General features: G+C 68.3%; 18 protein-coding genes. 5 read left to right on the top strand and 13 right to left on the bottom strand.

What is annotated here, in order from left to right:
• Positions 1-4 precede the first annotated feature (4 nt).
• Genes ACFXKZ_RS11045 through ACFXKZ_RS11075 form a run of 7 tightly spaced genes read right to left on the bottom strand, consistent with a single transcriptional unit; the run spans position 5 to position 7,010 of the window.
• Positions 5-928, bottom strand: coding sequence for a phosphotransferase family protein (locus tag ACFXKZ_RS11045; RefSeq protein ID WP_379998838.1), 924 nt, complete (start codon positions 926-928; stop codon positions 5-7).
• On the bottom strand, positions 925-1,923 hold the full coding sequence (locus ACFXKZ_RS11050; RefSeq protein ID WP_379998840.1) for a Gfo/Idh/MocA family protein: 999 nt from the start codon (positions 1,921-1,923) through the stop codon (positions 925-927). Before ACFXKZ_RS11050 ends, ACFXKZ_RS11045 begins: the two co-directional genes overlap by 4 nt.
• Positions 1,920-2,537 (bottom strand): AAA family ATPase, encoded by a 618-nt coding sequence (locus ACFXKZ_RS11055; RefSeq protein WP_379998842.1) that lies wholly within the window; start codon positions 2,535-2,537, stop codon positions 1,920-1,922. Before ACFXKZ_RS11055 ends, ACFXKZ_RS11050 begins: the two co-directional genes overlap by 4 nt.
• Positions 2,534-4,027: a glycosyltransferase gene (locus ACFXKZ_RS11060; RefSeq protein ID WP_379998843.1), complete on the bottom strand. Its 1,494-nt coding sequence runs from the start codon at positions 4,025-4,027 to the stop codon at positions 2,534-2,536. Before ACFXKZ_RS11060 ends, ACFXKZ_RS11055 begins: the two co-directional genes overlap by 4 nt.
• A gap of 53 nt (positions 4,028-4,080) precedes the next feature.
• Positions 4,081-4,971 (bottom strand): glycosyltransferase family 8 protein, encoded by an 891-nt coding sequence (locus tag ACFXKZ_RS11065; RefSeq protein WP_379998845.1) that lies wholly within the window; start codon positions 4,969-4,971, stop codon positions 4,081-4,083.
• Positions 4,968-5,996 carry an NAD-dependent epimerase/dehydratase family protein gene (locus ACFXKZ_RS11070; protein WP_379998847.1) on the bottom strand — a complete coding sequence of 343 codons (1,029 nt, stop codon included), beginning with the start codon at positions 5,994-5,996 and terminating at the stop codon, positions 4,968-4,970. The genes ACFXKZ_RS11065 and ACFXKZ_RS11070 overlap by 4 nt, the downstream gene beginning before the upstream one ends.
• A gap of 24 nt (positions 5,997-6,020) precedes the next feature.
• Positions 6,021-7,010 carry an adenosylhomocysteinase gene (locus ACFXKZ_RS11075; protein WP_379998849.1) on the bottom strand — a complete coding sequence of 330 codons (990 nt, stop codon included), beginning with the start codon at positions 7,008-7,010 and terminating at the stop codon, positions 6,021-6,023.
• A 437-nt stretch (positions 7,011-7,447) separates the two neighbouring features.
• On the opposite strand from ACFXKZ_RS11075, the gene ACFXKZ_RS11080 reads away from it, so the two are divergent.
• Positions 7,448-8,314 carry a helix-turn-helix domain-containing protein gene (locus ACFXKZ_RS11080; protein ID WP_379998851.1) on the top strand — a complete coding sequence of 289 codons (867 nt, stop codon included), beginning with the start codon at positions 7,448-7,450 and terminating at the stop codon, positions 8,312-8,314.
• A gap of 6 nt (positions 8,315-8,320) precedes the next feature.
• Entirely contained in the window at positions 8,321-8,524 is a 204-nt protein-coding gene (locus ACFXKZ_RS11085) for a DUF397 domain-containing protein (protein ID WP_379998853.1), read from the top strand.
• 65 nt (positions 8,525-8,589) lie between these two features.
• On the opposite strand, the gene ACFXKZ_RS11090 is transcribed toward ACFXKZ_RS11085, so the two are convergent.
• The 5 genes from ACFXKZ_RS11090 to ACFXKZ_RS11110 form a co-directional block, all read right to left on the bottom strand.
• Positions 8,590-8,958 carry a hypothetical protein gene (locus tag ACFXKZ_RS11090; RefSeq protein WP_379998855.1) on the bottom strand — a complete coding sequence of 123 codons (369 nt, stop codon included), beginning with the start codon at positions 8,956-8,958 and terminating at the stop codon, positions 8,590-8,592.
• Positions 8,959-9,070: 112 nt separating this feature from the next.
• Positions 9,071-10,798, bottom strand: a complete 1,728-nt coding sequence (locus ACFXKZ_RS11095; RefSeq protein ID WP_379998857.1) for a relaxase/mobilization nuclease domain-containing protein — start codon at positions 10,796-10,798, stop codon at positions 9,071-9,073.
• Between the two features lie 3 nt (positions 10,799-10,801).
• On the bottom strand, positions 10,802-11,380 hold the full coding sequence (locus ACFXKZ_RS11100) for a MobC family plasmid mobilization relaxosome protein (protein WP_379998859.1): 579 nt from the start codon (positions 11,378-11,380) through the stop codon (positions 10,802-10,804).
• Positions 11,381-11,854: 474 nt separating this feature from the next.
• Positions 11,855-12,664 (bottom strand): DUF2637 domain-containing protein, encoded by an 810-nt coding sequence (locus ACFXKZ_RS11105; RefSeq protein ID WP_379999985.1) that lies wholly within the window; start codon positions 12,662-12,664, stop codon positions 11,855-11,857.
• Between the two features lie 707 nt (positions 12,665-13,371).
• The gene (locus tag ACFXKZ_RS11110) at positions 13,372-14,556 is read right to left on the bottom strand and encodes a DUF3631 domain-containing protein (protein WP_379998860.1); all 1,185 of its coding nucleotides are present in this window, start codon (positions 14,554-14,556) and stop codon (positions 13,372-13,374) included.
• Positions 14,557-15,036: 480 nt separating this feature from the next.
• Between ACFXKZ_RS11110 and ACFXKZ_RS11115 the strand changes: the two genes are divergently transcribed.
• From ACFXKZ_RS11115 to ACFXKZ_RS11125, 3 genes are all read left to right on the top strand, one after another.
• Positions 15,037-15,717, top strand: a complete 681-nt coding sequence (locus ACFXKZ_RS11115; RefSeq protein WP_379998862.1) for a helix-turn-helix domain-containing protein — start codon at positions 15,037-15,039, stop codon at positions 15,715-15,717.
• A gap of 298 nt (positions 15,718-16,015) precedes the next feature.
• A complete protein-coding gene (locus ACFXKZ_RS11120; protein WP_379999987.1) occupies positions 16,016-16,231 on the top strand; it encodes an excisionase family DNA-binding protein in 216 nt (71 codons plus the stop codon).
• A complete protein-coding gene (locus ACFXKZ_RS11125) occupies positions 16,228-17,523 on the top strand; it encodes a tyrosine-type recombinase/integrase (protein WP_379998864.1) in 1,296 nt (431 codons plus the stop codon). The genes ACFXKZ_RS11120 and ACFXKZ_RS11125 overlap by 4 nt, the downstream gene beginning before the upstream one ends.
• Before the next feature lie 437 nt (positions 17,524-17,960).
• Here the strand turns inward: ACFXKZ_RS11125 and ACFXKZ_RS11130 are convergent, their stop codons facing one another.
• Positions 17,961-24,173 (bottom strand): DNRLRE domain-containing protein, encoded by a 6,213-nt coding sequence (locus ACFXKZ_RS11130; protein ID WP_379998866.1) that lies wholly within the window; start codon positions 24,171-24,173, stop codon positions 17,961-17,963.
• Positions 24,174-24,231: the final 58 nt, after the last annotated feature.

The raw sequence follows: 24,231 nt of genomic DNA on the forward strand, positions 1-24,231 counted from the left end.
CGGTTCACATCGGGGTGACAAGAGGGATCGCAGTTGGGCGACCCGCCTCCAGAGCCGTGAGGTCCGCGCGCAGTTGCGTACGCCGCAGAGCCACGAGATCGCTACGGCCGCAGGCGTGATGGAAGGCCAGCAGGGACGCCGCGATGCGGAGCCGGTACAGGGCGAGCACGAGGGCTTGGTCGGCATCCGGTTCGCCGGGTTCGAAGTAGCCGGCGAACAGCGCGGTGGTTAGAGGACCGGATTCCTGGAGGGACCACCCCGCGAGGTCGGCGAGCGGATCGCCGCCGCGCACGCTCTCCAAATCGACGAAGCCGGTGACCCTTCCGTCGTCGGCCAGGACATGGCGGGCGGTCCAATCGCCGTGCAGGAGACTCGCTTTGTGGACGTCGAGGCTGCGCAGGTTGGCGCCGACGGCTTGGCGTGCTTGGTGCGCCAGGCCGGCCACGGGCCCGGGGAGCGTGTCGGCTGTAGGGAGTGCGAGCAGCCATGTGCCCCAGTCCGGATATCGGCCTTTCCCTTCGGCGTCGAGTCGGCCGAACCCGTCGACCGGTAAGGAATGGACGCGGCGCAGGAGTCGTCCTGCGTCTGCGGCGGCCTGGTCGTCGTCGCTGTCGGCGAGGGGCAGGCCGGGGATACGCGTCTCGATCCAGGTCTGGTCGTCGTGCCACAAGGGGATGGGCACCGGTATCCCGATGCCGGTCATGCGGGCAGCGGCCCACGCGGCAAGTGCGTGGCGGTTGCTCCGCTCCGGTCGCCTGGTCTTGACGATCACCTCGGTGCCGTCGGCGCTTCGGGCTGCGACCAGGTCGTTGTCGGCGCCTCCGGGCAGGGGCGCCCATGGTGATTCGGCGGCCAGGATGCCCGTTGCGATGAGGCGATTCGCGAGGATCGGCCGGGACTCGGAAACCCGGTTCGGATCGAGGTTCACGTGGATGCTCCGGTTCGAGGCCAGGTGATCGCTACGGAATGGCCTGCTTGTGCCGAGGTGACTGCGGCTTCCAGGAGCGCGATGGTGCCCAGGTTGTCCGCGGCCAGGCACGTGGGTCGAGTTCCGTCGTGCAGGGCCTCGATCATCGAGTCCAGGCATGCCTGGTGGCCGGAGGGGGCGTCAGGTGCTCGGTGTTCTGCGGTGCCGATGGCACGACCGGTGCCGGCAATGGCGAGTTCCCCATCCCATGTCGCCCCGCCACCGCTGCCTTCGGCTGCCCAACGTCCGCCGGCGGGTGTGCGCAGTGATGTCCCGGGCGTGAAGCCGCCGCGGTAGGAGAAGGTCGAGCCGTCGGCGAAGTCCACGCAGATGGTGGCGAGGCTGCAGTGCGTGCCGTGGAAGTTGGTCATGGTCTCGGTGCATTGCAGGCGGATAGGGGGCGCCGCGACGAGTTGGCGTATCTGGTCGAAGGCGTGGACGGCCAGGTCGGTTGTCGCGGGTTGTGGTTGGCGGCTGCGGAATCCGGGTCGGTGCAGGGAGACGAACGCCTCGGCGGTGACTGTGTATGGCGGCTTGCTTGCGCGATGTAGAAGGTCCCGGAAGGCGAGGAATCGCGGGTCCTGCCCCCGGTTCTGCATGACGGCCAGGAGTCGGTCGCCGGTGCGGGCTCGAAGGACGAGGGACTCGGCCTCGTCGAGTCGCAGGGTCAAGGGCTTCTCGCTCAGCACGTGCAGTCCCGCGTCGAGGGCGGCGTGCGACGTGGAGGAGTGCGATGCGAGCGGTGTCAGGTTGGCGACGACGTCGATCGGGACGAGGGTGAGCGCGTGGTCCAGGTCCGGGGCGAGGGCCACGGTCAGGTCCAATCGGTCGGCAAGCCGGGCGGCGGCGCCCTCGTCGACGTCGATCAGAGCGGAGATCTCGATGCGCGGGTCGGCGACCAGGGTGCGAATCCATCGGGAGGCGATGAGTCCGCAACCCATGACGGCTACGTTCACAGCGTCCCCTTGCTGGTGGCGGTGCCGGCCGCGATCAACGTCGCGATCGTGGTGAGGGCTTCGTCCAGCAGGTAAACGACTGTCTTATCGCCGGCCAGGCGCACACATCGAGGAGCCAGGGCCTGCTCGAAGTAGTGGTTGAAGTGCTCGGCGAAGTCGGGAGCGTGGAAGATCGGCGGCATGCCCGGTCGCCGCGTGGCCCGGGTCGCGACGAGACGCGGTGGCGTGATGAGTAGGAAGGTGACGTCCGGGAGGACGGGGTCCCGCTGGAGGATCGCCTCACGGGCGGTGTCGTGGAAGTCCAGTCCGTACAAATGGTCGATTGCGTACGTGTGGGCGAGCAGGGTGTCGACGGTGCGGTCGAGGATGACGGTCCGGCCTTTCCCCAGGGCCTCGTGCGCGAGTTGCCGCCTCCTGCTCTCCACGCCGAGCAACACGTCGAGCCCTGCCAGCCGCTCGTCCCGATCGTGGGCGGTCGGGCTTGGCAGCAACCGACGGTCCGGGGCTGCGTGGTAGTAGCAGGGGACTACGGTCGCGGTGCCGAGATGGGCGGCCAAGGCTGCCGCGAGGGTGGTCTTCCCCGCACAACTGATGCCTTCGAAGCCGATGATCATGAGACCCCTTCGCCCGACGGGACCTGGTGACGCTCGGCCTTGGGCGAGAGCGCCCTTGCCAACGCTCGACCGTGTGTGTCGCGCGCGAGCGCTATTGCCGGGCCGACGCTGCTGACGAGGAGGGCGGCGGCCAGTTCGAGACACTCATGGGTGCGGGCCGCGATCGACGGTTCGACTCCCTCGGTTGCCGCAAGGAGTCGCACGGGCGCGACTACGACGAACCAGACGCCACCGGCGGCGAGGACGCGAATCGGGGTCCGCGCGTTGCGGTTCGCGATCGCGAGGAGGCACAAGGCGAATGCGGGGCTTCGCAGGAGCCAGGCGCCACCGCGATACAGGCCGAGGGCCAAAGCGACCCTACGACCGGTTGCCGAGCCATGCCCGCCTGTTCGTGCGGCTGTCGCACATCGGGGGTAGTCGAGGTAGTTGTGGAACCACCGTCGTCCCTGAGCGACCAAGTCGACGGCCCGGCCGGGTGCGGACGCCGTGGCGAGATACGGCACGACATGAACCGGGACGCCTTCGACGGTGAGCCGGTACCCGAGCGGCAGGTCGTCCAGCAGCGTAAATGTGGGCAGACCGCCGACTTTGTCGAAGACGTCACGGCGGATCCACAGCCCATGGCCGACTGTCTGGGCCAGGCCCCCGATGGGGTGCGTCCCCTGATCGGCGACTCGTTTGCTGTACCTGCGGAAGTCGGGGATTTCGCGCCGCAGGGTGTGCAGGGTCTGCAGGCGGGCGGCTCCGCGGCACACCGCGCCCTCCCACCCAGTCACCACCTCGGAGTCACCCACGGTGAATCGTGCCGACTGTTGCACCACGGCGGGCAGTTCGCCCTCGATCTCGGCGCAGTGGTCGACGTATTGCAGGGTGCGTGCCCACAGTTCGACATCCGGCCGGGAGTCGACGTCGAAGACCGCGATGTACCCGGGTGTCGTCGCCGGTATCTGACTCACCGCCAGATTGACCTGGGCCGCTTTGCGGCCGTCGCCTCGGTAGTGGACGTGGTGAAGGGCGGGCCGACAGAGGCCAGGCTTCGCAAGTAGCCGCTCGACGGCCCGTTGCGTCGTTTCGTTCCGGTCCAGCACCGCCCGAACCTGATGTGACGCCAGGACACCGTCGGGTCGATGGGCGCGCTCGGCGTCCAAGATTTCGGCCTGCTTCTGCGAGAGCTGCGGGAATCGGGTCGAGGTGATGGCAGCCCCCGCTCGCGTGGCGTCCGCGATGTGCTCCGCCAGTGCGTCCCGTTCGCGGTCCTCGCGGGCTGTGGTGACGATCGTGAGGGTCGTGTTCGGGAAGCGTTCGATCAGTTCCGCGAACCACCGCACTGTCGAGCCGACGACTGCCTGTTCGCGCAGTACGGGCACGATGACGTGCACGGGGATGTCGACCTGCGGCTCGCCGGCGCCGAGTAGTACGGGCGCGGCCAGATAGGCCAGGCTGTCGCGAAGTCCCCGATACCCGGTCGCGTAGCGCGCGGTGGCCGTCACGACCGCCATCGCACCGGCGCGGCGCAACCACGAGGGAGTCCTCCTGGCGCCGGTCACGACTGCGCCCCTCGGCGCGCCGATGCCATGAGGTTGCGGTAGGCATCAAGGAGCTCTCCGCCTGGGTAGGTCTCGGTCCACGGCTTGTCGGGCCCGGCGAAGTGAAGGACTGAAGCGGTGGTCTCGTCCTTGAGCAGCGTCGCCAACGGCATGATCGGCTCGGCGTAGTGGACGAAGTCCGCACGCGACGCGAGAGGCGACAACGCGAACGTGTTCCAGCGCCGGTCCAGGCGTGCCCAAGAGTCCGCGGCAGCCCAGTTGAGGGCGTCCTGGTCCCAGAAGTGGGCGCACTCGGGATGGTCGACGAGGAATCGGGCAGCCTGGACGAACAGGTCTCGGCGTCGGCATTCGGCCAGGTCAATGAGCATCACGCCGCTGTTGAAGTACTCCCGGTCGCCCGGCAACCCGAGGTCCGACCATCCGGGTATCCCGATGCCCTGCCCGAGCAGCGGATTCTGCGGATCGCGCACGGCGCCCAGTGGTGCGCCCGCCAAGTCCCGGGTCAGCAAGGGGCGCAGGTCTCGCAAAACAATCGTGTCCGCGTCCAGGTACAGCGCGTTCTCCATCTCGGGCAGCGCGTCACCGATGCACAGGCGCAGATAGACGGCGTCACTCGCCCAACCGTCGACTCGGTATCGGCCGTCGGGGCGCGCCACCGACCGCAGTTCGACCGCGAGCCGCAGCCGCGCGGCCTGCGCGCTGAGCGTGCGGGCGCCAGCGGTGGAGAGGTTGTGGTGGAGCACAACCACCCGCAACTCGTCGATCGTCTCGCGGTGCGTGGCGGCGATCGATTCGATGAGCGCGGACAGCGGTTGGAGGTACCCGTCGTCGACGCCGCAGACGATCGGGGCCGGCTTCCTCGGCGGAATGTCGGTCGCGGCGTTCATCCGACGCTCTCCAGGGCCGCGACGTCGGCGCGCGCTGCGCGGTCCGCCTTGATCCATTCGATCGTGTGGCGCAGCCCCGTTTCCAGAGTGACGTGGGGCTCCCATCCCAGGAGGCCCTTGGCCGCGGCGATATCCGGGCAGCGGCGGCGTGGGTCGTCCTGCGGCAGCGGGATGAAGGCGACGGGGAGGTCGGCACCGCCGCATAGTCGCTGGATAAGCTTCGCGACCTCCAGAACGGTGATCTCGTGCGGGCAACCGAGGTTGAACGGTCCCGCGTACGTACCGGCGGCGGCCTGGAGGATCCCGTTGACCGTGTCGTCGACGAAGCACAGTGCCCGAGTCTGCGAGCCGGTCCCGGTGACCATGATGCGTCTGTTGTCGAGCGCCTGGTGGACGAACGCGGGCACCATTCGGCCGTCGTCCGCCCGCATTCGGGGACCGTACGTGTTGAAGATCCGCACGATGACCGTGTCGACGAGCCCTTGCCGACGAAACGCGGTGGTCAGGGCCTCCGCGTAGCGTTTGGCCTCGTCGTAGACGCTGCGGGGACCGATCGGGTTGACGTTGCCCCAGTAGCTCTCGGCCTGCGGGTGCTGAAGTGGGTCTCCGTAGATCTCGGAAGTCGAGGTCAGGAGGAACCGCGCGCCCTTTGTTTGCGCGAGTTCCAGGCCGTGAAGGGTGCCGAGTGCACCGGTCTTCAGGGTCTCCAACGGCCTGGCCAGGTAGTCGCGTGGTGATGCGGGCGACGCGGCGTGCAGCACGTGGTCGACGCGTCCGGAGAGCTCGAAACGCTCCGATACGTCGTGACGGATCAGCTCGAACCCTTTGTCGCGATCCAGGCCGACTAGGTTGGCCGTGCTGCCTGTGGACAGGTCGTCGATGCCGACGACCGTGGCGCCGAGCCCGATCAGGCGCGTGCACAGGTACGAGCCGAGGAAGCCGGCGGCGCCGGTGACGACGATGCGGCGTCCGGCGAAAGACGTTCGTAGCGTGCGTTCCACGATGGGCGAGGTGAGGGAGTTCATGTGTCGATCCCTTCTGGTGCCGGGTTACGGGGTCGAGACGGGGTAAAAGGCATCCATCCAGGCGGTGGCGATCATGGCCCGACGCTCGGTGGACACCTCACGAATGCCCGGCCCGTGTCCTCCGCCGGCCAACTCGGCGAGTGCGGTGAGAATCTCCGCCTGGACGAGGTGGATGGAAGGTCCTACGGCGGAGCCGTGCAGGAAGTTGACGGCGTTGCCGTCGTTGAGGAGATGGAAGTGGTGCCCTGAGCCGGTGTGCCGCGTGATGTGTGGCGCGATGGTGCGCGCCGTGAACTGCATGTCCATCGCAGCGAGATCGAGTTCGTCGTCCCCGGACGTGGCGCTGACGACATAGGCGCCGACCTTGAGGCGTGCGAACAACGGGGCGGTCAATGCCTGGTTGCCGGTCGCACAGAACACCAGGTCCGCGGTGGGGAGGGCCTCGTAGGGGTCGCGTGCGACGTGGTGGCCCAGCCCGATGGCCTGGGTCTGTCGGATCGGATCGTTGTCAACGACGGTTACGTGCACGCACCGTGCGTGTAAGGAGCGAGCGATGGACGAGCCGATCTTCCCGAAGCCGAAGACCATCGCGCGCCGTCCGGGCAGGACCAGCCCTTGCGTGCGGAGCAGGGCCTCGCACGAGAAGACGACGCTCTCACCGACCAGGCCGTCCTCGACGTCCTTGAGAGGGCTGCGGGCCACGCTGAACACCGGACAGGGGACGACGCTTCGGAGATATCGGCGCAGTCCGTTCTCGGTGTCCTCGACAACGCCGAGAACTCGCCCCGAGAATCGCGCGCAGACGGCTGCGAGGGTCGGGGCGAAGTAGCCACCGACGTCGAGCAGGACGAGTGGGCGCCCGGCGGCCTTTGTCTCCAGATACGGAAGCAACCGCTCCGGATCGGCGGTGGCGCCTCGGGTCAGGGGATCGCAGGAGACCTCCTGGCCGAGGACGGCGAGTACGCGCTGATCGACGGACTTGGGTTTCGGCAGGATCGCTGCCAACGTGCTCATCCGCCGCAAAGCTGTGACGAACGCGGGCTGGCTGGGCAGCACATGGGCTACCAGCAAAGTCGTGAGATCGGTACCCGTGTCCAAGGTCTCGACGATGCGGTCGAAGAAACGCGTTGCGGGTCCGTTCAGGAGCTCCGGTAAAGGAACTTCTGCTTCTTCCACGGTCAACGACACAAGGACTCCCCTTCATCGGCGTTCGGTTGATGCCCTCCCGCCGAGGCACATCGCCGGGCAGAGGTGGGCACAAGCCGTAGGCCATGACGCACGTTGATCACCAACTGCTGCCCAAGATCAACGGAACGTGATGACTGGAATCACGTTAGTACCGAACACGTCAGAAAAACAATGGCTCGATCTGCACATGTGCAGATTCAAGGGTTGGATGAGAATCGTTCGAGGCGGCACACTGTGGGCAGGCCAAGCGAGGGGAAGGTCGGATGCCGGGGACCGTGCGTAGCCGGAGGTTGGGCGCTGATCTGGGCAGACTTCGAGAGGCCGCCGGACTGCGCGCCGAAGACGTGGCCCGCCAGATGGGCTTCTCGCGCCCCAAGCTCTCCCGCATCGAAAGCGGAGAGGTGCGGGTAAGCCAGAACGATCTCAAGGCACTTCTGCACCTGTTCGGTGTGCACGATCCCGCCCAGGTCGAGGAGTATCTGACGGCCTCGCGCGAGGCGCGTCGCGCCGGTTGGTGGCAGGCATACCAGGACACGCTGCCGCGCGAGTACGCCGACTACATCGCGCTGGAGGCCGCAGCTGAGGAAATCCGGAGCTTTCAACCGATCCTGATCCCGGGGCTCGTCCAGACCGAGGCATACACCCGCGCCGTGATCCACGCCAACCCCGCGATCACGCCGCCTGCGGACATCGAATCGCTCATCAAGATTCGGCAGGAACGCAAGAGCATCCTCGATCGCGAGCACCCGCCTCGCCTGTGGCTGATCATCGGCGAGTCCGCGATCCGCCAGACCGTCGGCGGCGTCGAGGTCATGCTCGAACAGCTCGCACACCTGGAGAATCTCGGTGACCTCCAGCACCTCACCATCCAGGTGCTGCCGCACAGCGCCGGCGCGCATGCGGGCTTGAACGGCCCTTTCGTGGCCTTCAGTTACGCCTCGCCCCGCGAGCCCGACATCGTGTGCCTGGAGAACCTGACCGGCACGCTGTACATGGATCGACCCGGCGAACTCCAGGGATACAACGCGGCGTTCGACCACCTTCGAGCCTCAGCCCTCGGCGGGGCTGAATCACTCGTGCACATCCGGCGAGTGGCCCACGAAATGCAGGAATCCAGCAAGCAGGGGTAACGGAAAATGACTTCCTCCGAGGGAACCGGGCCATGGCGCATCAGCAGCCACAGCGGTGCGAACGGCGACTGCGTCGAGATCGCCGACCGCGCGGGCGGGGGCCGGCTCGTCCGTGACTCCAAGAACCGCTCGGATGGCTCGTTCGACGTAGCGCCGCACGCCTGGGACGCGTTCCTCGACATCGTCAAGGCCGGCAGGCGAGAGCTGTAGTAGTGCCTCGGGTCCCACGTCGCCGTGGGCGATGTGGGACCCGACTCGAACGGGAAACGTGGTGATCAGAGGTAGACCCCGGCGAATGTCCCGTCGAAGCCGAGGCTGACGAGGGCCTCGCTGTAGGTGGCCCAGTAGCGGTCCGGTGGTCCGGCAGTGAGGTTGTCGAAGTCGTCGGTGCCGAGGTCGGGTTCGTGCCGTTGGTGTGCACAGCGGCAGCGGATGAAGGTGTGGCCTCGGTGGTGGACGAGGAGCCAGTCGCGGCGGGCGTCGCAGGCCGGGCAGCGCACGGGGACGCCGGTGACACGGAGTTCGTCGGGGTGTTCGGCGCACACCACCAGGGCGGCCTGGTCGTAGGTGCCGGGTTCGGGCATGGGGTGCAGGTTCGGGGCGGGCGGGAGCTCGGGCCGGTCGTCGGGGTTGCGTTGGCGCATGGGTCCTCTCCGGTCGGGGATGCCACACCATGCCCCCGACCGGGTGGACAAGTCCACGGCGTTCCCCAACCCATGTCGAGGCGTCTTCGTACAGGTCACAGACGTGCCGTGGTCAACGTGGGCGGCGCTTGATGTTCGGGTGGTCGGGTGTGATCGGTGCTCGGGCCGGTGTTTGTGGCGTGGGCCGGGGTCGGCGGTATCCGGCGGTGCTGCGGCTGTTGGCGGCGGTGTTGCGGGGGCTGGGTGTGGTGGTGATGCGCCAGTGGAGGACGTGGGCGGGGTTGTCGGCGGTGTCGAGTTCGCGTTGTGCGGCGGCGTCGGTGAGGACGGTGTGGGCGTGGTGGCCTGCGGTTTCGGCGCGGGCGAGGGTGGTCGCCAGGGCGGGCCAGGCGGGGTCGGTCAGGATGCGTGCGGTGTGGGTGGGGAGGGTGTGGCGGACCGTGTCGGCGAGCCGCTGGACGGTGTCCGGGCCGGGTGTGCGCTGTGTGGCCTCGGTGAAATGTGGTTCGGCGACTTGGCCGTAGGCGGCGCGCACCCGGGCGAGAGCCCGCCCGGCAGCCTCGGCTTGTTGTTCGTGGCCGCGCTGCTGGTGCCAGCGGACGGCCAGGACGGCGACCAGGACCATGGTCGACAGCAGAGCGCCCACCATCGCGCCGTCGGGTCCGGTTTGGGCGTGGGCGAGTTCCTTGGCGATGGTCCGGAGCGTGGATGCCGTGTGGTGTTCGGCGCGTTTGGCGTTGCGGGTCGCGCGGCCGAACGCGGAGGCCGCGGCGCGTAGTTCCGCCCGGTGGGCGTGTGGTGCGGTGCGGGCAACGTTGTGGAGGAGTTCGCCGAAAGCGGCCAGGTGCGCCTGCGGATCTCCGTCGCCGCGTCCCGAGTTGGCGCCGGTGTCGGTGAGTTCGGCGTCCAGGAGTGCGTGGGTGGTGCGCAGGGCCTTCTCCGCCCCCTGCCAGGGGTGTTCGGGGCGGGTGTGCGGGCCGGGGTGCTCGGTGGGGGTTTGGGCGGTGAGGCGTTCGCGGATGCGGGGGATGGACAGGTCGGGGGCGAGCTTGGAGCCGCCGAACCACACCGGCGGGCCGCTGTTCTCGGTGGCGGGGACGGCGACGCTGTAGCCGAGGATGTCGCCGGTCTCGGGCCCGATGCGCTTGTCGACGCGGATTCCGAGTGAGGTGAGGAGGGAGAAGAATTCGTCCTCGGTGCGCGCGGCGGCGACGGCGGCGGCGACCTGGTCGCGCAGCCATTCGCGGTCGGTGAGCTTGTTGCCTTGGCGTTGGGCTTTGGCTTGTTCGGCGCTGGTGGGGGTGGGGGCGGCGGTGGAGTCGCCGGATTTGAGCCGGCGCAGCCCGAAGTCCTTCTCGATGCGGCGGCATTCGGCTTGTGCGCGGCGTCCGTCGCCGCGGTTTCGGGGGCGGCGGCCGTCGACGCGGACAGTGGTGGCGACGATGTGGATGTGGTCGTCCGCGTGGCGCACCGCGATCCATCGGCACGCGTTGTCGTCGTCTTTGGGGGCGATGCCGGTGGCGTGGACGATGCGTCTTGCGACCTGGGCCCACTCCTCGTCGGTGAGGTAGCGGTCGCCGGGGGCGGTGCGGACGGGGCAGTGCCACACGTGTTGGGCGGGAAAGCGGCCGAGTTCGCTCGCGCGAAGGTTGGCGTGGACGTCGAGGCGTTGGGCGAGGTGGGTGAGGGTGGCGTCCGGGTCTCGGCCGGGGTCGGGGGCGCCCGTGGGGTCCCACGCGGCGACGATGTGCGGATCGGTGTGTTCGTCGCGGCGGCCGGGGCCGTAGAGGTAGGCGAGGAGCCCGCGGGTATATCCGCCGGTGGAGACGTCGGGAACCATCGCTCACACCCCCTTCTTCTTGGCGGCGCCGAGGTCGACGCTGTCGAGGAAGGCGTGGATGCGGGTGGCGGCCCGGTCGACGTTGTCCAGGACAGCTTCGGCGTGTTCGGCGACGCCGGTGGTGTTGGTGGCCCGGGCGACCTGGTTCAGGTTCACCCCGACCCGCCGCAACCCGGCGGACAACCCCTCCACCGCCTCCACCAACGCCCGCGTCCCGCCGGGGTCCACGGTCACGGTCGTCGTGCCCTGGCGCTCGGGAACACCCATGGTCCGTGCCGGGTCGGTGGCGACCGCGCCCTCGCGCGGGGCGTCGGTGACCGTGTCCTTGTGGCGGACGGCATGGGCTGCGGTCAGGGTGGCGTCGGCAATGTATGCACTGCGGGTGTGACCGCAGCGCTCGGCAGCGGCGTCGACCTCGACGAGGTCGCGGACGGTAAACCACGCGGTGGCCGCCGTCCCGGACCCCCGCGCGGACCGTCCGCGACCGGTCCGGCCGGCACGGTCCGCGCGAACCGCCGCGCGGGCTGCGTCCACGATGAACTCCGACTTGGACCCGCCACGCACCGCGACAGCGGCATCCACCACGGCATGCTGAGCCGCACTGAAGCGCACATTCACCTTCCGGTCGTGCCGCTGGTCGCCGCGAAGTTGGTACGCACGGGCGGGCATCGGCTTCGACTGGGGCGGCCACGACGGCCGCCGAGCGGCCTCGTCGTCGACTGGTGCGGGGGTACTCGGGCAGGTGTCCGAGCGCGGCTCGCGCTCTTCCTCCTGGTCGTGGCCGCCCTCGGTCGCGACCTGTTCCCCGAGCGCCCCCCGGCGCTCGGGATCCTCCGCCACCCCCGGGGCGGAGGCAAGCGCGGACCACCCTCCTCCGGAGGGTGGTCCGCCCCAGCTTGCTCCGTCTACCGGACCCAAATCCCCCTGCCCCGCAACGGAGTTCGGCCCCTCGGAGTGGGTTGTCGTGCTCGCGGAGGGGAGGTCGTCACTCAACATTCTGGCTCCGGGTTGCGGAAGAGGTCGCCCGCCCGGAACGTCCGGGCGGGCGAGGGACGGTCACGGGCGATCAGGTGGCGCGGGCGCGTTCGAGGCGGCTTCGGCTTCTTCGCGCAGGGTCCGCATCAGCTCGGTGAGGCGTTCGTTGGAGACGCGGCGGCCTTGGTCGCGCAGGGCGTTGGCCACGATCGCCCTGGTGATCCGGCCGCTGTCCGCGACCGCGCAGCGGGCGGCCTGGAGGAGGTCGTTCTCGGCCGTGGCGGGGTCCAGCCCGGCGGTGACCACGGTCGCCTCCGTGGTGGCGAGGGGGAGTTCGGTCTGCTCGGCGTCCGGGGTGACCGTCGCTGTGGGCACTCGGTCGGTTACCGGGGCACCGGTCCGGGGTGGGTGTCCGGGCGGGGTCGGTCGGTCCGACCTGGAGGTCGCGTGTGTGGTTTGGCGGGCGATGAGGATGTAGAGGTGGACCGCTCCGGCGAGGGCGAGCGGTGCGAGGGTCGACAGGACGCCGACGGTGGTGTTGCCCAACTGCAGCCCGGGGTCGTCGCCCGGGTCGGTCTGTTGGTTGATGCGGACGGCGTGCAGGGCGTTGGCCCAGATGCTCGCGCCGGTGGCCGATCCGAACAGTGCCCACACGTACACACGCGCGGCCGGTGGAGCGGTCCGCAGGACCAGGAGGGCGCGGATGCCGTAGGCGATGAACCCGTCGATCAGCAGCGGGAACAGGAAGCTCAGGGCGCCGCGCACGTGCACGGCCACGGCCATCTGCCGCAGCGCGTCGTAGGAGAGGGCGAACCCGGCGAGGCCAAGGCCGGCGATGGCCGCACGGTCCCAGGCCGTCGCCCGGGCGTGGCCGGTGGTGGTGTCGGTGATTGTGGTCAGGGTCGCTCCTTGAGGGGCGTGGGTGGGGTGGGCAAGGGTTTGGGCGAGGGTTGGGCGCGGTGCCGTTGCACTCGTCCCACTCGTTGCATGGCTGGTCGGCGCGGTATGGGTTGCGTCCGTGGGACGGGTCGACTCGTCCCATGCGGAGGGTCACCCCGGCGCCGACCTGCGCGGGGACGAGTGGGACGAGTGGGATCGGTAGCGGCCCGATCCGGTCTCGTCCGGGGCCTACCTGCGCGGAGCGTCGCGAAGCCGCGCACGGTGGTCACAGCCGAGGTCGGTTTCCTGAGTGGACAAGGCGAGCGTCCACCGGGTGGACGGTCCTCTCGTTTCCTGAGTGAACAGAGTGGGCGTTTCCTGAGTGGACAAGGCTGCCGTTCCCTATGGGAACAGTCGGGCATCTCGCTGGGCCACGTAGGCAGGGCGAGTGTCGTGCTCCGGCACAGACCCGACCTGGTGGCCCCGGTCATCAGCCGCGCCACGGGACTCAACGAGGCGTACGCGGTCGCCCAGGAGAACAAGGCCGAGGCCGATCCGTCGAGATCCGGCCCGCCCGGCTGCGGGAGGAGGGCCCCGAGCCGGGCGACCGGGTCGTCGAGGGCGAGCTTGGGACGGGTCGACTCGTCCCGCCCGGGGACTCGTCCCCGCGCTGACCTGCGCGGGGACGAGTGGGACGGGTGGGACCGGTAGCGGTCTCGTCAGGGGCTCTGGGCCGGCTCCGTCCCCGGCGCGGGGCAGTAGCGGTGCCACGCGTCGGCGAACTGGTTGCGGGTGAAGCCCTTGCGCTGGTTGTGGTCGGGGAAGCGGATGTTGGACGAGGTGATCCCGTAGTCCTTGAGCAGGATCCCCAGCGCGCGCGGGGTCAGGCCGTTCGCGCCGTGGTCGGCCCACGGAGCCTCGGCGTCGGCGCGTAGCGCGTTCAGGAGTTGCCCGGTGGACAGCGCCGCGATGTCGTTGTGCTGGGCGAACACGCCCCGGCAGTCCGCGAGCAGGCGGATGCCCAGGCCGCCCTGGTCGTCGTTCGCCTCCTCGGCGGCGGTCATCTCCGCGCATGCCACGCGCGCCGCCCTCGGCCAGGACCCGCCGGCAAGATCGGCGACCACGACCAAGGGCTCCCACGTGTCGGCCGCCCGGTCCTCGACCGGCATCTCGGGCTCCGCGTCGGCGGCGACGTCCGCCACCGAGTGCAGCCACGCGGCGAGCCGGTCGCGCAGCTCGTTGAGCCCCGGCTGGTCACGGCGGGTCCGAAACGGCGCGGCGCGTTCGCCCTTGACCTTGCGGCGCATGCGGATGACCACGGCGCGGTCCATGATCGTGTCGGGGAGGTCGCCGATCCCGGCTATCGCCGCCATGGCGAAGGTGTTGAAGCGGTGCGGCTTGTGGTCGTTGCCCACCACCCGCAGCGTGTAGCGGTTGCGCTGGTGGCCGGCGTTGAGAAGACCGCGCATCTCCTCGTTCTTCTCCGCGACCTTCGCACTGCCGAACAGCGTGTCGGCCTCGTCGACCAGCAGGGTCGGCGGCTCGTCCGTGATCGAGCGGAAGATCGCCGCCGGCGTCGCGTTCACCGTGATGCACGGATCGTGCACCGTCTCGTGCAGGACGTCCAGAAGCCGGGACTTCCCGCACCGCTTCGCCGGAGCCACCACCGCCAGGCGCGGCGCGTGCTGGAACACCGGCTGCAGGTGGGTCGCCGCCGTCCACAGGGTCACCGCGTCCAAGGCGGTGGCGTGAGGCAGGATCACGTACCGCGCGATCATCGCCCGCAGCTCGTCGAGCAGGGACGCGCCGTCCGCCGCCGCAACCTCGCGTGGGATCGGCGGCTCGCCGGGGTCGGCGGGCTCCTCCGGACTCGGCTCGGCCACGGCCGGGAGGGCCGTGGGCATTGCGGCTGCGGGCGGAGTGACGGGGGCGTGCCCGATGGGGGCAGGCGCGGGGGCACCCAGGGCATCCGGCGCGCCGACGGGGGCCTTGGCGCCGGCCCACGGTGGTGGGATGTAGGCACCCCGCGCGGGGCTTGGCGTCGAGAGACGCCCCGTCGTACTGTTGTGGGACATGGATTCCCTTCCGGAGTGCATCGGGCCCTGGCAGGCCCCGCGCACCGGTTGATCGTCTTGATGGGTGGTCACATTAGGGAGCCTTTCGGCCCTCGGCGCGCTAACGCCGGGGGCCTTTCCCTATTTCACGGGCGATCCGTCGCCGTCTCAGCGACCGACCGCCCGTGGCACGAGAGCATGCCCGTCCATCTTCGCGCAGTCAAGACCCATGAGTTGCGCCAAAAGAACCCAAGCTCTACGCGCAATTGATTCATACTGTGTGTCGATTCTGCTTGACTACGGCCGTGGTCGCCGCGTAACTTGGCGATCATGACGCAGCCCGACTGGCAGGCGCGGCTGACCGCTCGGGTATCCGATGCGGTCCGTCGCTTCCGCACCGAACGTGGGATGAGCGCGCAGGATGTCGCCGACGCCTGCGCGGCCCTCGGGCATCCCATCCCGCGGACCGTGATCTCCAACCTGGAGAACGGCCGGCGTTCGGGCGTCGACCTGTCCGAGGTCCTCGTGTTGGCCAAGGTGTTGGGAGTACCACCGATCGCGCTGCTGATCCCCGCCGGTCGTGTCGGCTCGGTCGAGATCCTGCCCGGCCAGGAGATGCCGACCTCGGACGCGCTGGAGTGGTTCAGTGCGGAGATCCCTTTTGGTGACGAACCGGAACCGGACACGTTGGACGCCCGCTTCGACGAGGTCCGCAAGCACGCACAGGCCGTGCGCAGTCTGCTGAAGTCGATGGAAGTGGCCGACGAATACCGGCGAGGGGCGGCACTGATCCGCGATCCCGAGCGGCGTGCCGGGAACCTTGAATGGGTCGCCAAGCTCGACAGCCACGTCGGCGAAGCGACCCGCGAACTGCAGGACTACCGCGCGGAGATGCGCGAGCGCGGCCTGGAGCCCCCGACCCTGCCGGAAGCACTCGATCACCTCGACCTCGTCGAGACCGAGGACGGCTGGGTGTCCGTCCACGACCTCCGCCCGGACGACCCCACCTGATCCCGCCGCGCCGGTGCTCGTGGGCACGACTCGCTGTCCTGCCCGCGACTCGCATGGTCCACGTCTTCGTTGGAGGTCCATCTGAACGACGCTTCCTGAGTCCTTCTGCGGCGCTCGGAACGGCCTGCCAGCTCGTCCTCCGCCCTTCACATGGTGTTAGCGCACCGAAGGGAGAGGCCAAGCGCCTCCGTGACCACCCATCACACGATCACGCCGCCGGGGTGCCAGCCCCGCCGCGCGGTGAGGAGCCTTCATGCCCCAGCACGGTGCGCCCGAACATGGCGACCCGACCTCCCCGATCCCCCTCCGCCGCTCCGTCGTCATCGAGCGGAAGTGGTTCACCACCGCCGAAGTCGCCGACATGCTCGGCTTCGGTCTGTCCAAGACGAAAATGCTCGTCCTGTCCGGACAGATCCGCTCCGTCGTCGTCGGACGAAACCGCCGCATCCTGCCCGTGTGGGTCGACGAGTACGTCGCCCACGTCGTTGCCTCCGCCGAGGAGGCTGCGGCTTGAGCGGCAAGCGTGGCAACAGCGAAGGCTCGATATACCCCTACCGCAACGGCTTTGCCGCGTACGTCTGGGTGACCACGCCCACCGGCAAGCGCGAACGCAAGTACGTCTACGGTAAGACCCGGCCCGAGGTCCACGACAAGTGGCTCAAGCTCCACGCCGCTGCCAAGGCCGGCCCCGTGGCCACCAGCACCCCCACCCTCGCCACCTACCTCGCGTTCTGGCTCAAGGAGGAGGTGGAGGCCAACCTCAAGCCCCTCACCGCGGCGACCTACGAGACGGCCGTCCGCCTCTACATCGTTCCCTTCCTCGGGGCGAAGCGCGTCGACAAGCTGAACGTGCGCGACGTCCGCGAGTGGCTCAACAAGCTCGCCGCCACCTGCCAGTGCTGCGCACAGGGCAAGGACGAGCGCCGACCGACCGAGCGCCGCCGCTGCTGCGCGATCGGCAAATGCTGTGAACGGACACTGTCCAAGCGCTCCGTCGCCGACGCCCGCACCGTGATCCGCAGCGCCCTCACCTACGCGATCAGCGAGGAGATGATCTCCCGCAACGTCGCCCAGCTCGTCAAGATGGCCAAGCCCCGCCCCCGCAAGGTCATCCCCTGGTCGGCCGACGAGGCGAGCCGCTTCCTCGAATCGGCCCGCACCGAGCGCGACCCCCTATACGGCGCCTACGTGATGATCCTGGTCCTCGGCCTGCGCAAGGGGGAGGTGCTTGGGCTGCGCTGGCAGGACGTGATGCTCGACCGAGGCGAGATCCTGATCGAACAACAACTCCAGCGCGTGCGCCGCCGGTTGCTGCACTCCGAGGTCAAGACCGACGCGTCCGAGGCGGTGCTCCCGCTACCGGACGTGTGCCGGGCAGCGCTGCTCCTGCGCCAGAAGAGCCGCGACGCCCACAAACTCGCCGCCCGCGAACTGTGGACCGAATCCGACCTCGTCTTCACCACCAAGTACGGCACGCCCATCGAGCCGCGCAACTTCAACCGGCGCTTCGAATACCGCTGCGAACAGGCCGGCGTGCGGCTCATCCGCGTCCACGACACCCGCAAGACCTGCGGCACCCTCCTCGCCGCCCTGGACGTCCACCCGCGCGTAGCGATGCAGATCCTCCGCCACTCGCAATTCGCCGTGACGATGGAGATCTACACCCAGGTCCCCTCCGAACAGACCCGCAACGCGCTCAAGAAGCTCGGCGCGTCGCTCGACGGCAGTTCCACTGACCCGGCGTCAGTGGTTCACGAGGATGGACCGCGGTACCAGGCCACTGATAGAGGCCGCCAGCGCCCATAGCACATGCCGCGTCTTGCGAACGCCCTGTCTGGTCGATGGCGACCAGACAGGGCGTTTGCGAGCGTTCGGCTCGGCACAGGTCTGGTGGGAAGGGCTCGTCCCGTGGACCCATGGTCCTTGCTCTGGCTTGATAGCCGTAGAGCCTTTGTCGATAGTTCGCGTGCCTGGTTGGGCCTCGGGCTCACCGAGTCACGCCCGCCGGCGAGGTCTCGACCTCGCCGGCAGACCTGTCGTCGCTGCATGCTCCCGGTTTTGTTACGGGTTGGCTCTCGTCTGTCGGTAGCAGCCGATAGCGACACTCGCCGATGTGAAGGCCATCAGTGCGCACAGCCCCCAGCTCCCGTTTGAGGCCAAGAGCACCGCAATGGCCAACGCGATGGCTGATATCGGCCCCCAGATCAGCCACAGCTTACGTGAGCGATTTTCCTGTTCCGCTGTCATCCACGGCACCTTTCCGACCACAAGTACGGTGGAACGACGAACTTGATTCCGTTCGACCATGGCCATTTGGCCCCGGACACCTGAATCGCAACGCAGTTCCCGCGAGCTGAAGCGTAGGCCGCGGTGGCCGAGATGTAGAACAGGTAGATCTCCAGGACGGTCAGAACCCGGCCTAGGATGCGAGCAACCCACTTCCACTTGCCACCGGCATACCACAAGGCGTTGAAGATCGTTCCGCTTGCCCACGCCAGCCATGAGGTCTCGTTGCGATTCAGATGCACGGTGAACCACCAAACCGGCGAGAAGAAGTTGAACGACGAGCTTCCCTTCGAATAGGTGCCGGCGGTATCCGTGGCATTGCTCGGATCTGCGCCGACATAGTCGTACGCGCTCGCCGACCCGCCGGGGACCGGGTCGGTCTGGAGAAAGCGCCCGGAGCCCGGCTCGTACACACGCACGCCCATGAGCAGAGCACCCGTCGGATCATCCGTTGCCCGGACCGCGCCACCCAGCCAGCCGTATCGAGCCGCGCTTTGACCGACCCGAGCAACCCCGTACTCGTCGTAGTCGAGCACGGTCGGTGGGACGGCGGTGTCCAGCGGCAGGTAGACGGTCGCGTCGTCGTGCAGGTTCATCAGCGTGAGCAGTACGCCGCCCGTTTTGCCGGTGACCGCGTCGAAGCTCCCGGTGGCCCCGCTCACGTTGCGAGTGAGGTCGCCGGTGGTCGGGTTCTCGATGGTCCAGCGTGGGTTGTCGGTGTCGTCCGCATAGTGCTGAAGTCGTGCCGCGTTCTGCGTCCACGCAACACCCGAGAGCGTTTCGCTGACCGAGCCGCGGAGACGGCCTGCCGCATCCAGCGTCCAGGATTGCCGGGAAGCCCCGGTCGAGCGCTGCTGTACCAGGTCGTTGACGTAGTAGCTCGTGCTGATGCCGCCCGGTTGGGCGGTCGTGCGGCCGAAGGCGTCGTAGACGTAGCCGGCGTCGACGAGTCGGTCGGCACTGTCGTAGGTGTGGCCGACCGAGGTCGCGCCGTTTGTGGAGCAGACGGCTCCGGGAGCGGCCGTGGCGGAACTCTGCGCCGTGCGGTTGGTGTTCTTGTCAAAGGTGTAGGTGCGGGTCGTGCAGACGCCGTTGTTGGTGTCGTTGACCTGGGCGAGGCGACCGGCGGCGTCGTACGTGTAGGTCTGAGTCGATGCCTGACCCGGAGTGCCCGTATGGGTGGCCCGCTGTCGGTGGACCGTGGGTGTGATGCTGTCGTTGAGGAGCGTCAATCCGTCGCTGTCACGGGTGTAGGTCCGGTTGGTCAGATTTCCGGCGGGGTCCTTCGTCTGGCGCATGCTGTAGCCGCCGGGGAGTCCGGTGTTCGTGGCCGCGCCGTCGGCGTCGTAGCGGGCTGTGAACGTTCCGGCGACGGAGTCGGTGACCGAGATGGGCAATCCACGCGGTTCGATGGCGTTGTCGAAGGCGTATGTCGTCGTCGATGGGACGTTGTCGTCGACCTGCGTCGGTCGGTTGAGCGCGTCGTAGCGCGTGGTGGTCACACCGCCGTCGGCGTCGGCGTAGGTGATGGTGCGACCGAGTTGGTCGTACCCGTAGGTGATCGTTCCGCCGGTTGCCGAGGACGTTGTCGCGACCAGTCCGAGCGCCTGATCGTAGGTCGTGGTCGTGGCGGCGACGGCACTTCCGACACCACCGGTGAGTGTTGCCGTGAGGGGGCGTCCCGCTGCGTCGTATCCGATGGTGTTCACGCGCGCGGAGCCGTTGGCGGTATCAGTGACCGTGGAGGGCAGCCCGAGCAGGCTGTACTCGGTCGTCTTGGTTGTCGACTGGTTGGGGTTGGAGCCGCCACCTGTGATGTCAGCCGCAGGGCCCACCCTGCAGGGAGCGTCCGCCCACTCGGGGCGTCCCGCGCACGGACCGGTGCCGCCACCGGTGTAGTACGTGGTGATGGTGGCACCCGCGTCGTTACCCGTCGACGTGGGCTGGGTGCTCTTGATCACGCGGCCCTGGGTGTCGTAGGTCTTGGTCTTGACCAGGTTCAGGCCGCCGGGGTCTTCGATGGTGCTTGTGGGCACGCCTGCCGCCCAGTCGTATTGCGTATCGGTGACGCGGACGTCCGCCAGCAGCGCGTTGTTGGCACGCGGTTGTGCCCCCACCTGCTCCTTGGTCGGCTGATGTCTGACCTTAGCTGTCCCGTCGGTGGGTCGGCCGGCGTCGTATTGCGTGACGGTGCGCTGTCTCGCGGGCAGTTGCGTGCCGGCCGCAGCGACCACGGTGGGCCCGTCCGTCAGATCGGCGGCGAGAGTCACCTGTTGGAGAGGTTCAAGGCTCTCCAGTACCTCGATGCCCTCCGCGTCGTAGACGCTGCTTGAGGAAAGCAGCTGGGCGCGCTCGGAACTTGGCAGACCTCCGATGCCCAAAGCGGCCAGCGTCGCCTTGTCCGAGTCGGTCAGCCCTAGAGCCAAGGCCCGGTTGCCCGCGGACAGTTGCCGGACGGTGTTGCCGAACTTGTCGAACTCCGTGGACGAGATGTGGCCGCCCGGTTGTGCGGTGTCGATCGCGCGCCCGGAGACGTCGAGGTAGTGCACCGTCGATCTACCGTAGGCTCCTGCGGTCAGGTCCGGACCGTTGTTAGAGGTCGGGATCTGATCCGCCGGAAAGACTGCGGTGGCGTCGGTGACGAGATTGCCCTGACCCCAGGAGGCGACGGTACTTGCGCCGAGGTCGTACGGGGCCTTGTTCCCGCTGACCGGCACCCCGTAGACGACCGAGGTGGTCGCAACGCCGTTGATGGTGCTTGTACTGCCGGGACTCAAAGTCGGTCGCGATACCGACACGAGCATTCCGGGGCCGGCTGCGGCCGAACCTCCGGCTTGGCCGTATTCGAACGTCCAGGCCAACTGCCCGGGAGGGGTCAGGGTCGTCATCCGCCCTGCCGTGTCGTAGGCATATCGGGTCTTGAGTGCCGGAGAGATTCGGGGATCCCAGGTCTCCCGAAGCCGACCCAGTTCGTCGTACCCGTACTTCGCCACGTCCGTCGCGGTGGAGGCGGACGCGCCCGGCGCGGTGGCCCACAGACGAATCGTCGAGACTTGGCCAACGAAGTCGCCGGGCACCGATGAGGTGCCGGTGGTTGCCGAGGCGTAGACGAATTCCAGGACCCGGCACCCGCGCACGCTCGGATCGGCCGCGCACTGCGCGAGCGTCACCGCGGAACTGGCGGCGATCACGCGTTTGGGTCGGGCCAACTTCTTTCCGCCTGGCGCGTCGACAGTCTCGGAAACGACCTTGACGGTCGAGTTCGCCAGGCCGTTCACGAGCGCGGAGTCGACCGTCCACGACTCGACGAGGGGATCCGCCTTGGCGAAGGTGGTGACGGTTCCGTTGGGCTCGGAGAGGGTGAAGGAGGCGGCAAATGATCCGGTCAGAGTGAGACGTCCGGCGCCGGTCTCGGCGATCCAGCCGTTCCCGGCCTGATTGGCGGTGAAGTGGATCGCGGTGCCGTCCTGTTCGACGACATCCAGCGACGTGGTGGACGTCTTGTGGATGGCTTCGTGCTTGGAGTCGGGTAGTTCCGCGATGGTGCCGGACACCCATTCCTTGCCGAAGATGGCCACTTGTCCATCCTGCTGACCACCGGCGGTGGGCTGGCGCGAGGATGCCGTGCGGGACACGGTCATGCCGTAGATCGAGGTGTCCGATACGGACAACGAGTAATCGCCGGTGAGCAGGTTCAGTGTGCCGGGGCCTACGTTCTGACTCGCCGCGCCATCGGCTGCCCGGTCGACGGAGGCCTTGACGGCGTCGCCGGTACCGGTTGCACCGCCTGGGCCGGAGAAGTCGGCCCTGATCTGGATGGCACCGTCGGGGTTGACCGTGTTTGTCGTGTTCCACACCAGTGGGCGGTTCTTGCCCTGCACCAGCGGCACCGGCCACGTGGCGACGGGTTGACCGGCGTCGAAGACGTCCGAAACGGGGATCGGTGCCCACGCGTCGGCGTCGGAACGGCGCCAGGAAAACGTCACGGCATCGTACTTACCTGCGTCCGCCTCTGCGGCAAGAGGCAATCGGGCGGCGGTGCGCTGACCGTCGTCGAGCCCGCTCAGGCCGCCCGCACCTACGTGAAACAGGTAGGAAGCGGGCTCGGACTTGTTGTCGGCCTTGTCCACAGCACGAACCTGCAGGGTGTTCGTCCCGCCTCGGGTGGGGGACACGGACAGCGACACCGGAGCGGTGTTGTTGTTCGTGGTGACCTTGCTCCACGTGGTGCCGTCGAGCGACCACTCAAGCCACTGCTGATCACCGGCCGGCGGGGTCACCACGAACGTTCCGGCTTGCCCGATCCCCTTCACCCACTCGCCGGAAGGGTAATCCGTGGATGTGATCGCTCCCGGCGCCGAGGGGGCGGAGGTATCCACGACGAACGTCTTCCAGGCGGACCAGCCCACGTTGTAGACCGATCCGTCGTACGGGCTTGTACGGAACCTGTACGTCCTGCCGTTCTGGAGCAGACCCGCAGGGACCGTCACGGAGACCGGCTGTCCGCTCGGCGCGTACGGCGACACCAGGACCGCGCCGACCTGGGTGTCGGTCGCGGAGTCGAAGATCTGGAAGGTGCCGTCGACCTTGTCGTTGTCCGCGTCCACGAACGTGTCACGCAGGGTGGGCGTCGTGGTGTTCACCACGAACGCGCCGTTGTAGGAGAAGAACGGAGGGCCGGCTTGTTGGTCCGTCCCGGTACGCGGGCGGTAGTTGTAGGTGACCTCGATCCTGGGAATCTGTGTGCTGGCGGCGTTCCCGGAATAGAACCGCTTCCAGCCGTTCACGTCGGTTTCGTCCGTCGCGCGCAGACCCATGCCCTGGCGCGTGGTCGACGTCTGCCCGGCCCAGTACTGGAGCAGGGATGTCACATCTGCCGAGACCCAACCGGCGTTCGAGCAGTTCTGCCCCTTGGTCTCGGTGGATGTGGCGTACTTCTGGATCCAGGTGGGCTGGCTCGTCCAGCGCGTGGCGGCGGTGGCGGTGTTGGTGTCCCATACCTCCCATGGCCGGGCCTTGGTGCAGTCCCAGGAGTGGAAGTTGAAGAGCTTCAGCGTGGCCTTCGAGACCAGCGCGTCCTTGATGGGAGTCATGTCCCAGGTGATGAACGAACGGGCGGTTCGAGGCTTGGCATTGGTCGGCGGGTCCGCATAGTCGCCCGGCCAACCGACCTTCAGCTCAGTGTGTGTCGACTGGTCGGCAGTCTGCCCTTGCTGGACCCATGTGTCGAAGACGTCCGCCAAAGTGCCGCTGGACGGGTCGATGGTCACCGGGAACTTCGTTGCCGGATCCCTGAGAAAGGCTTCGTCGGGAGTGAGCCTGAGCTCGATGTCCGTCCCGGCCTGGACGACCTGGAGGCCCACAGGGACCTGACGGGTGTGCTCGCCGGATCGCGGGTCCACTGTGGAGTCCCACATGAAGGGAGCGGGCATCGTGGCCAGCGCCCTACCGGTCGCCTTGTCGCTGAACAGAACGCTGCCGTCGGGTTGCTGCGCGATGCTCGTGCCCTCGGCGCGCAACGGCAACGTGAAGGAGGAACTCTCCGTCGGCGGCCTGTTCAGCACTACGAATTGCTCGAACCCGGTCCGGGTGGCCTCGACAACCAGGTCCGCTCCCGGAAGAGCCGCAGCATAGGTCGCCCTGGCACCGTCGATCTGCGGCGCGGGCAGCCCTCCCCGCCAGCGGACGGCGACCGACCGATCACCGGACCCGAGTGTGAGCAGATCCTGCGCGGGGGTGTTCGACGACTCTGCGAACGAGCGCGCCTGATCTCCGGTCTTGCCCGCAAGACGCAAGGCGCCTGGATGCGCCTTGGACGCCACGGAACCATCGGGCTGACGAGCGAACGTGACATCCACATCCACCCAGGTGTTGCCGCGCAGGAACCGGATGGGTCCTGCCGCCGTCTCCGTGGTCAGGGTCCCGTCGGGATTGGCCCAGGTCGTGGCAGTTTCGGTGCGCAGCCCCAACACTTCGACCCGGGCGCCGCGCAGTTTTGCCGCGAGGCGCGCCGAAGGGAGGTCCTGGGCGGTCGATTCGGTTTTCGAACGAGAATCGGTCTTCGGTATAGGATTCTGATTGTTGTGAGCCGCGAACGCGGTACCGGCGCCGGTAAGTAAGGATGCGCCCATTGCCCCGGCGGTGACGATCGCGATGGCTCGCGAGGTCACCCATGGCCGGGATGATTGTCCTGCCCGATTCGGGGCAGCACGAAGTCTGCGTGTGTAC

The organism is Embleya sp. NPDC059237, assembly GCF_042754105.1.
Classification (GTDB): Bacteria; Actinomycetota; Actinomycetes; order Streptomycetales; family Streptomycetaceae; genus Embleya.

Excerpts from the sequence above, each read along its gene's own strand:
- ACFXKZ_RS11055 (WP_379998842.1), bottom strand. The coding sequence starts at position 2,537 with ATGATCATCGGCTTCGAAGGCATCAGTTGTGCGGGGAAGACCACCCTC.
- ACFXKZ_RS11065 (WP_379998845.1), bottom strand. The coding sequence starts at position 4,971 with ATGAACGCCGCGACCGACATTCCGCCGAGGAAGCCGGCCCCGATCGTC.
- ACFXKZ_RS11070 (WP_379998847.1), bottom strand. The coding sequence starts at position 5,996 with ATGAACTCCCTCACCTCGCCCATCGTGGAACGCACGCTACGAACGTCT.
- ACFXKZ_RS11075 (WP_379998849.1), bottom strand. The coding sequence starts at position 7,010 with ATGAGCACGTTGGCAGCGATCCTGCCGAAACCCAAGTCCGTCGATCAG.
- ACFXKZ_RS11080 (WP_379998851.1), top strand. The coding sequence starts at position 7,448 with ATGCCGGGGACCGTGCGTAGCCGGAGGTTGGGCGCTGATCTGGGCAGA.
- ACFXKZ_RS11085 (WP_379998853.1), top strand. The coding sequence starts at position 8,321 with ATGACTTCCTCCGAGGGAACCGGGCCATGGCGCATCAGCAGCCACAGC.
- ACFXKZ_RS11090 (WP_379998855.1), bottom strand. The coding sequence starts at position 8,958 with ATGCGCCAACGCAACCCCGACGACCGGCCCGAGCTCCCGCCCGCCCCG.
- ACFXKZ_RS11095 (WP_379998857.1), bottom strand. The coding sequence starts at position 10,798 with ATGGTTCCCGACGTCTCCACCGGCGGATATACCCGCGGGCTCCTCGCC.
- ACFXKZ_RS11110 (WP_379998860.1), bottom strand. The coding sequence starts at position 14,556 with ATGCCCACGGCCCTCCCGGCCGTGGCCGAGCCGAGTCCGGAGGAGCCC.
- ACFXKZ_RS11115 (WP_379998862.1), top strand. The coding sequence starts at position 15,037 with ATGACGCAGCCCGACTGGCAGGCGCGGCTGACCGCTCGGGTATCCGAT.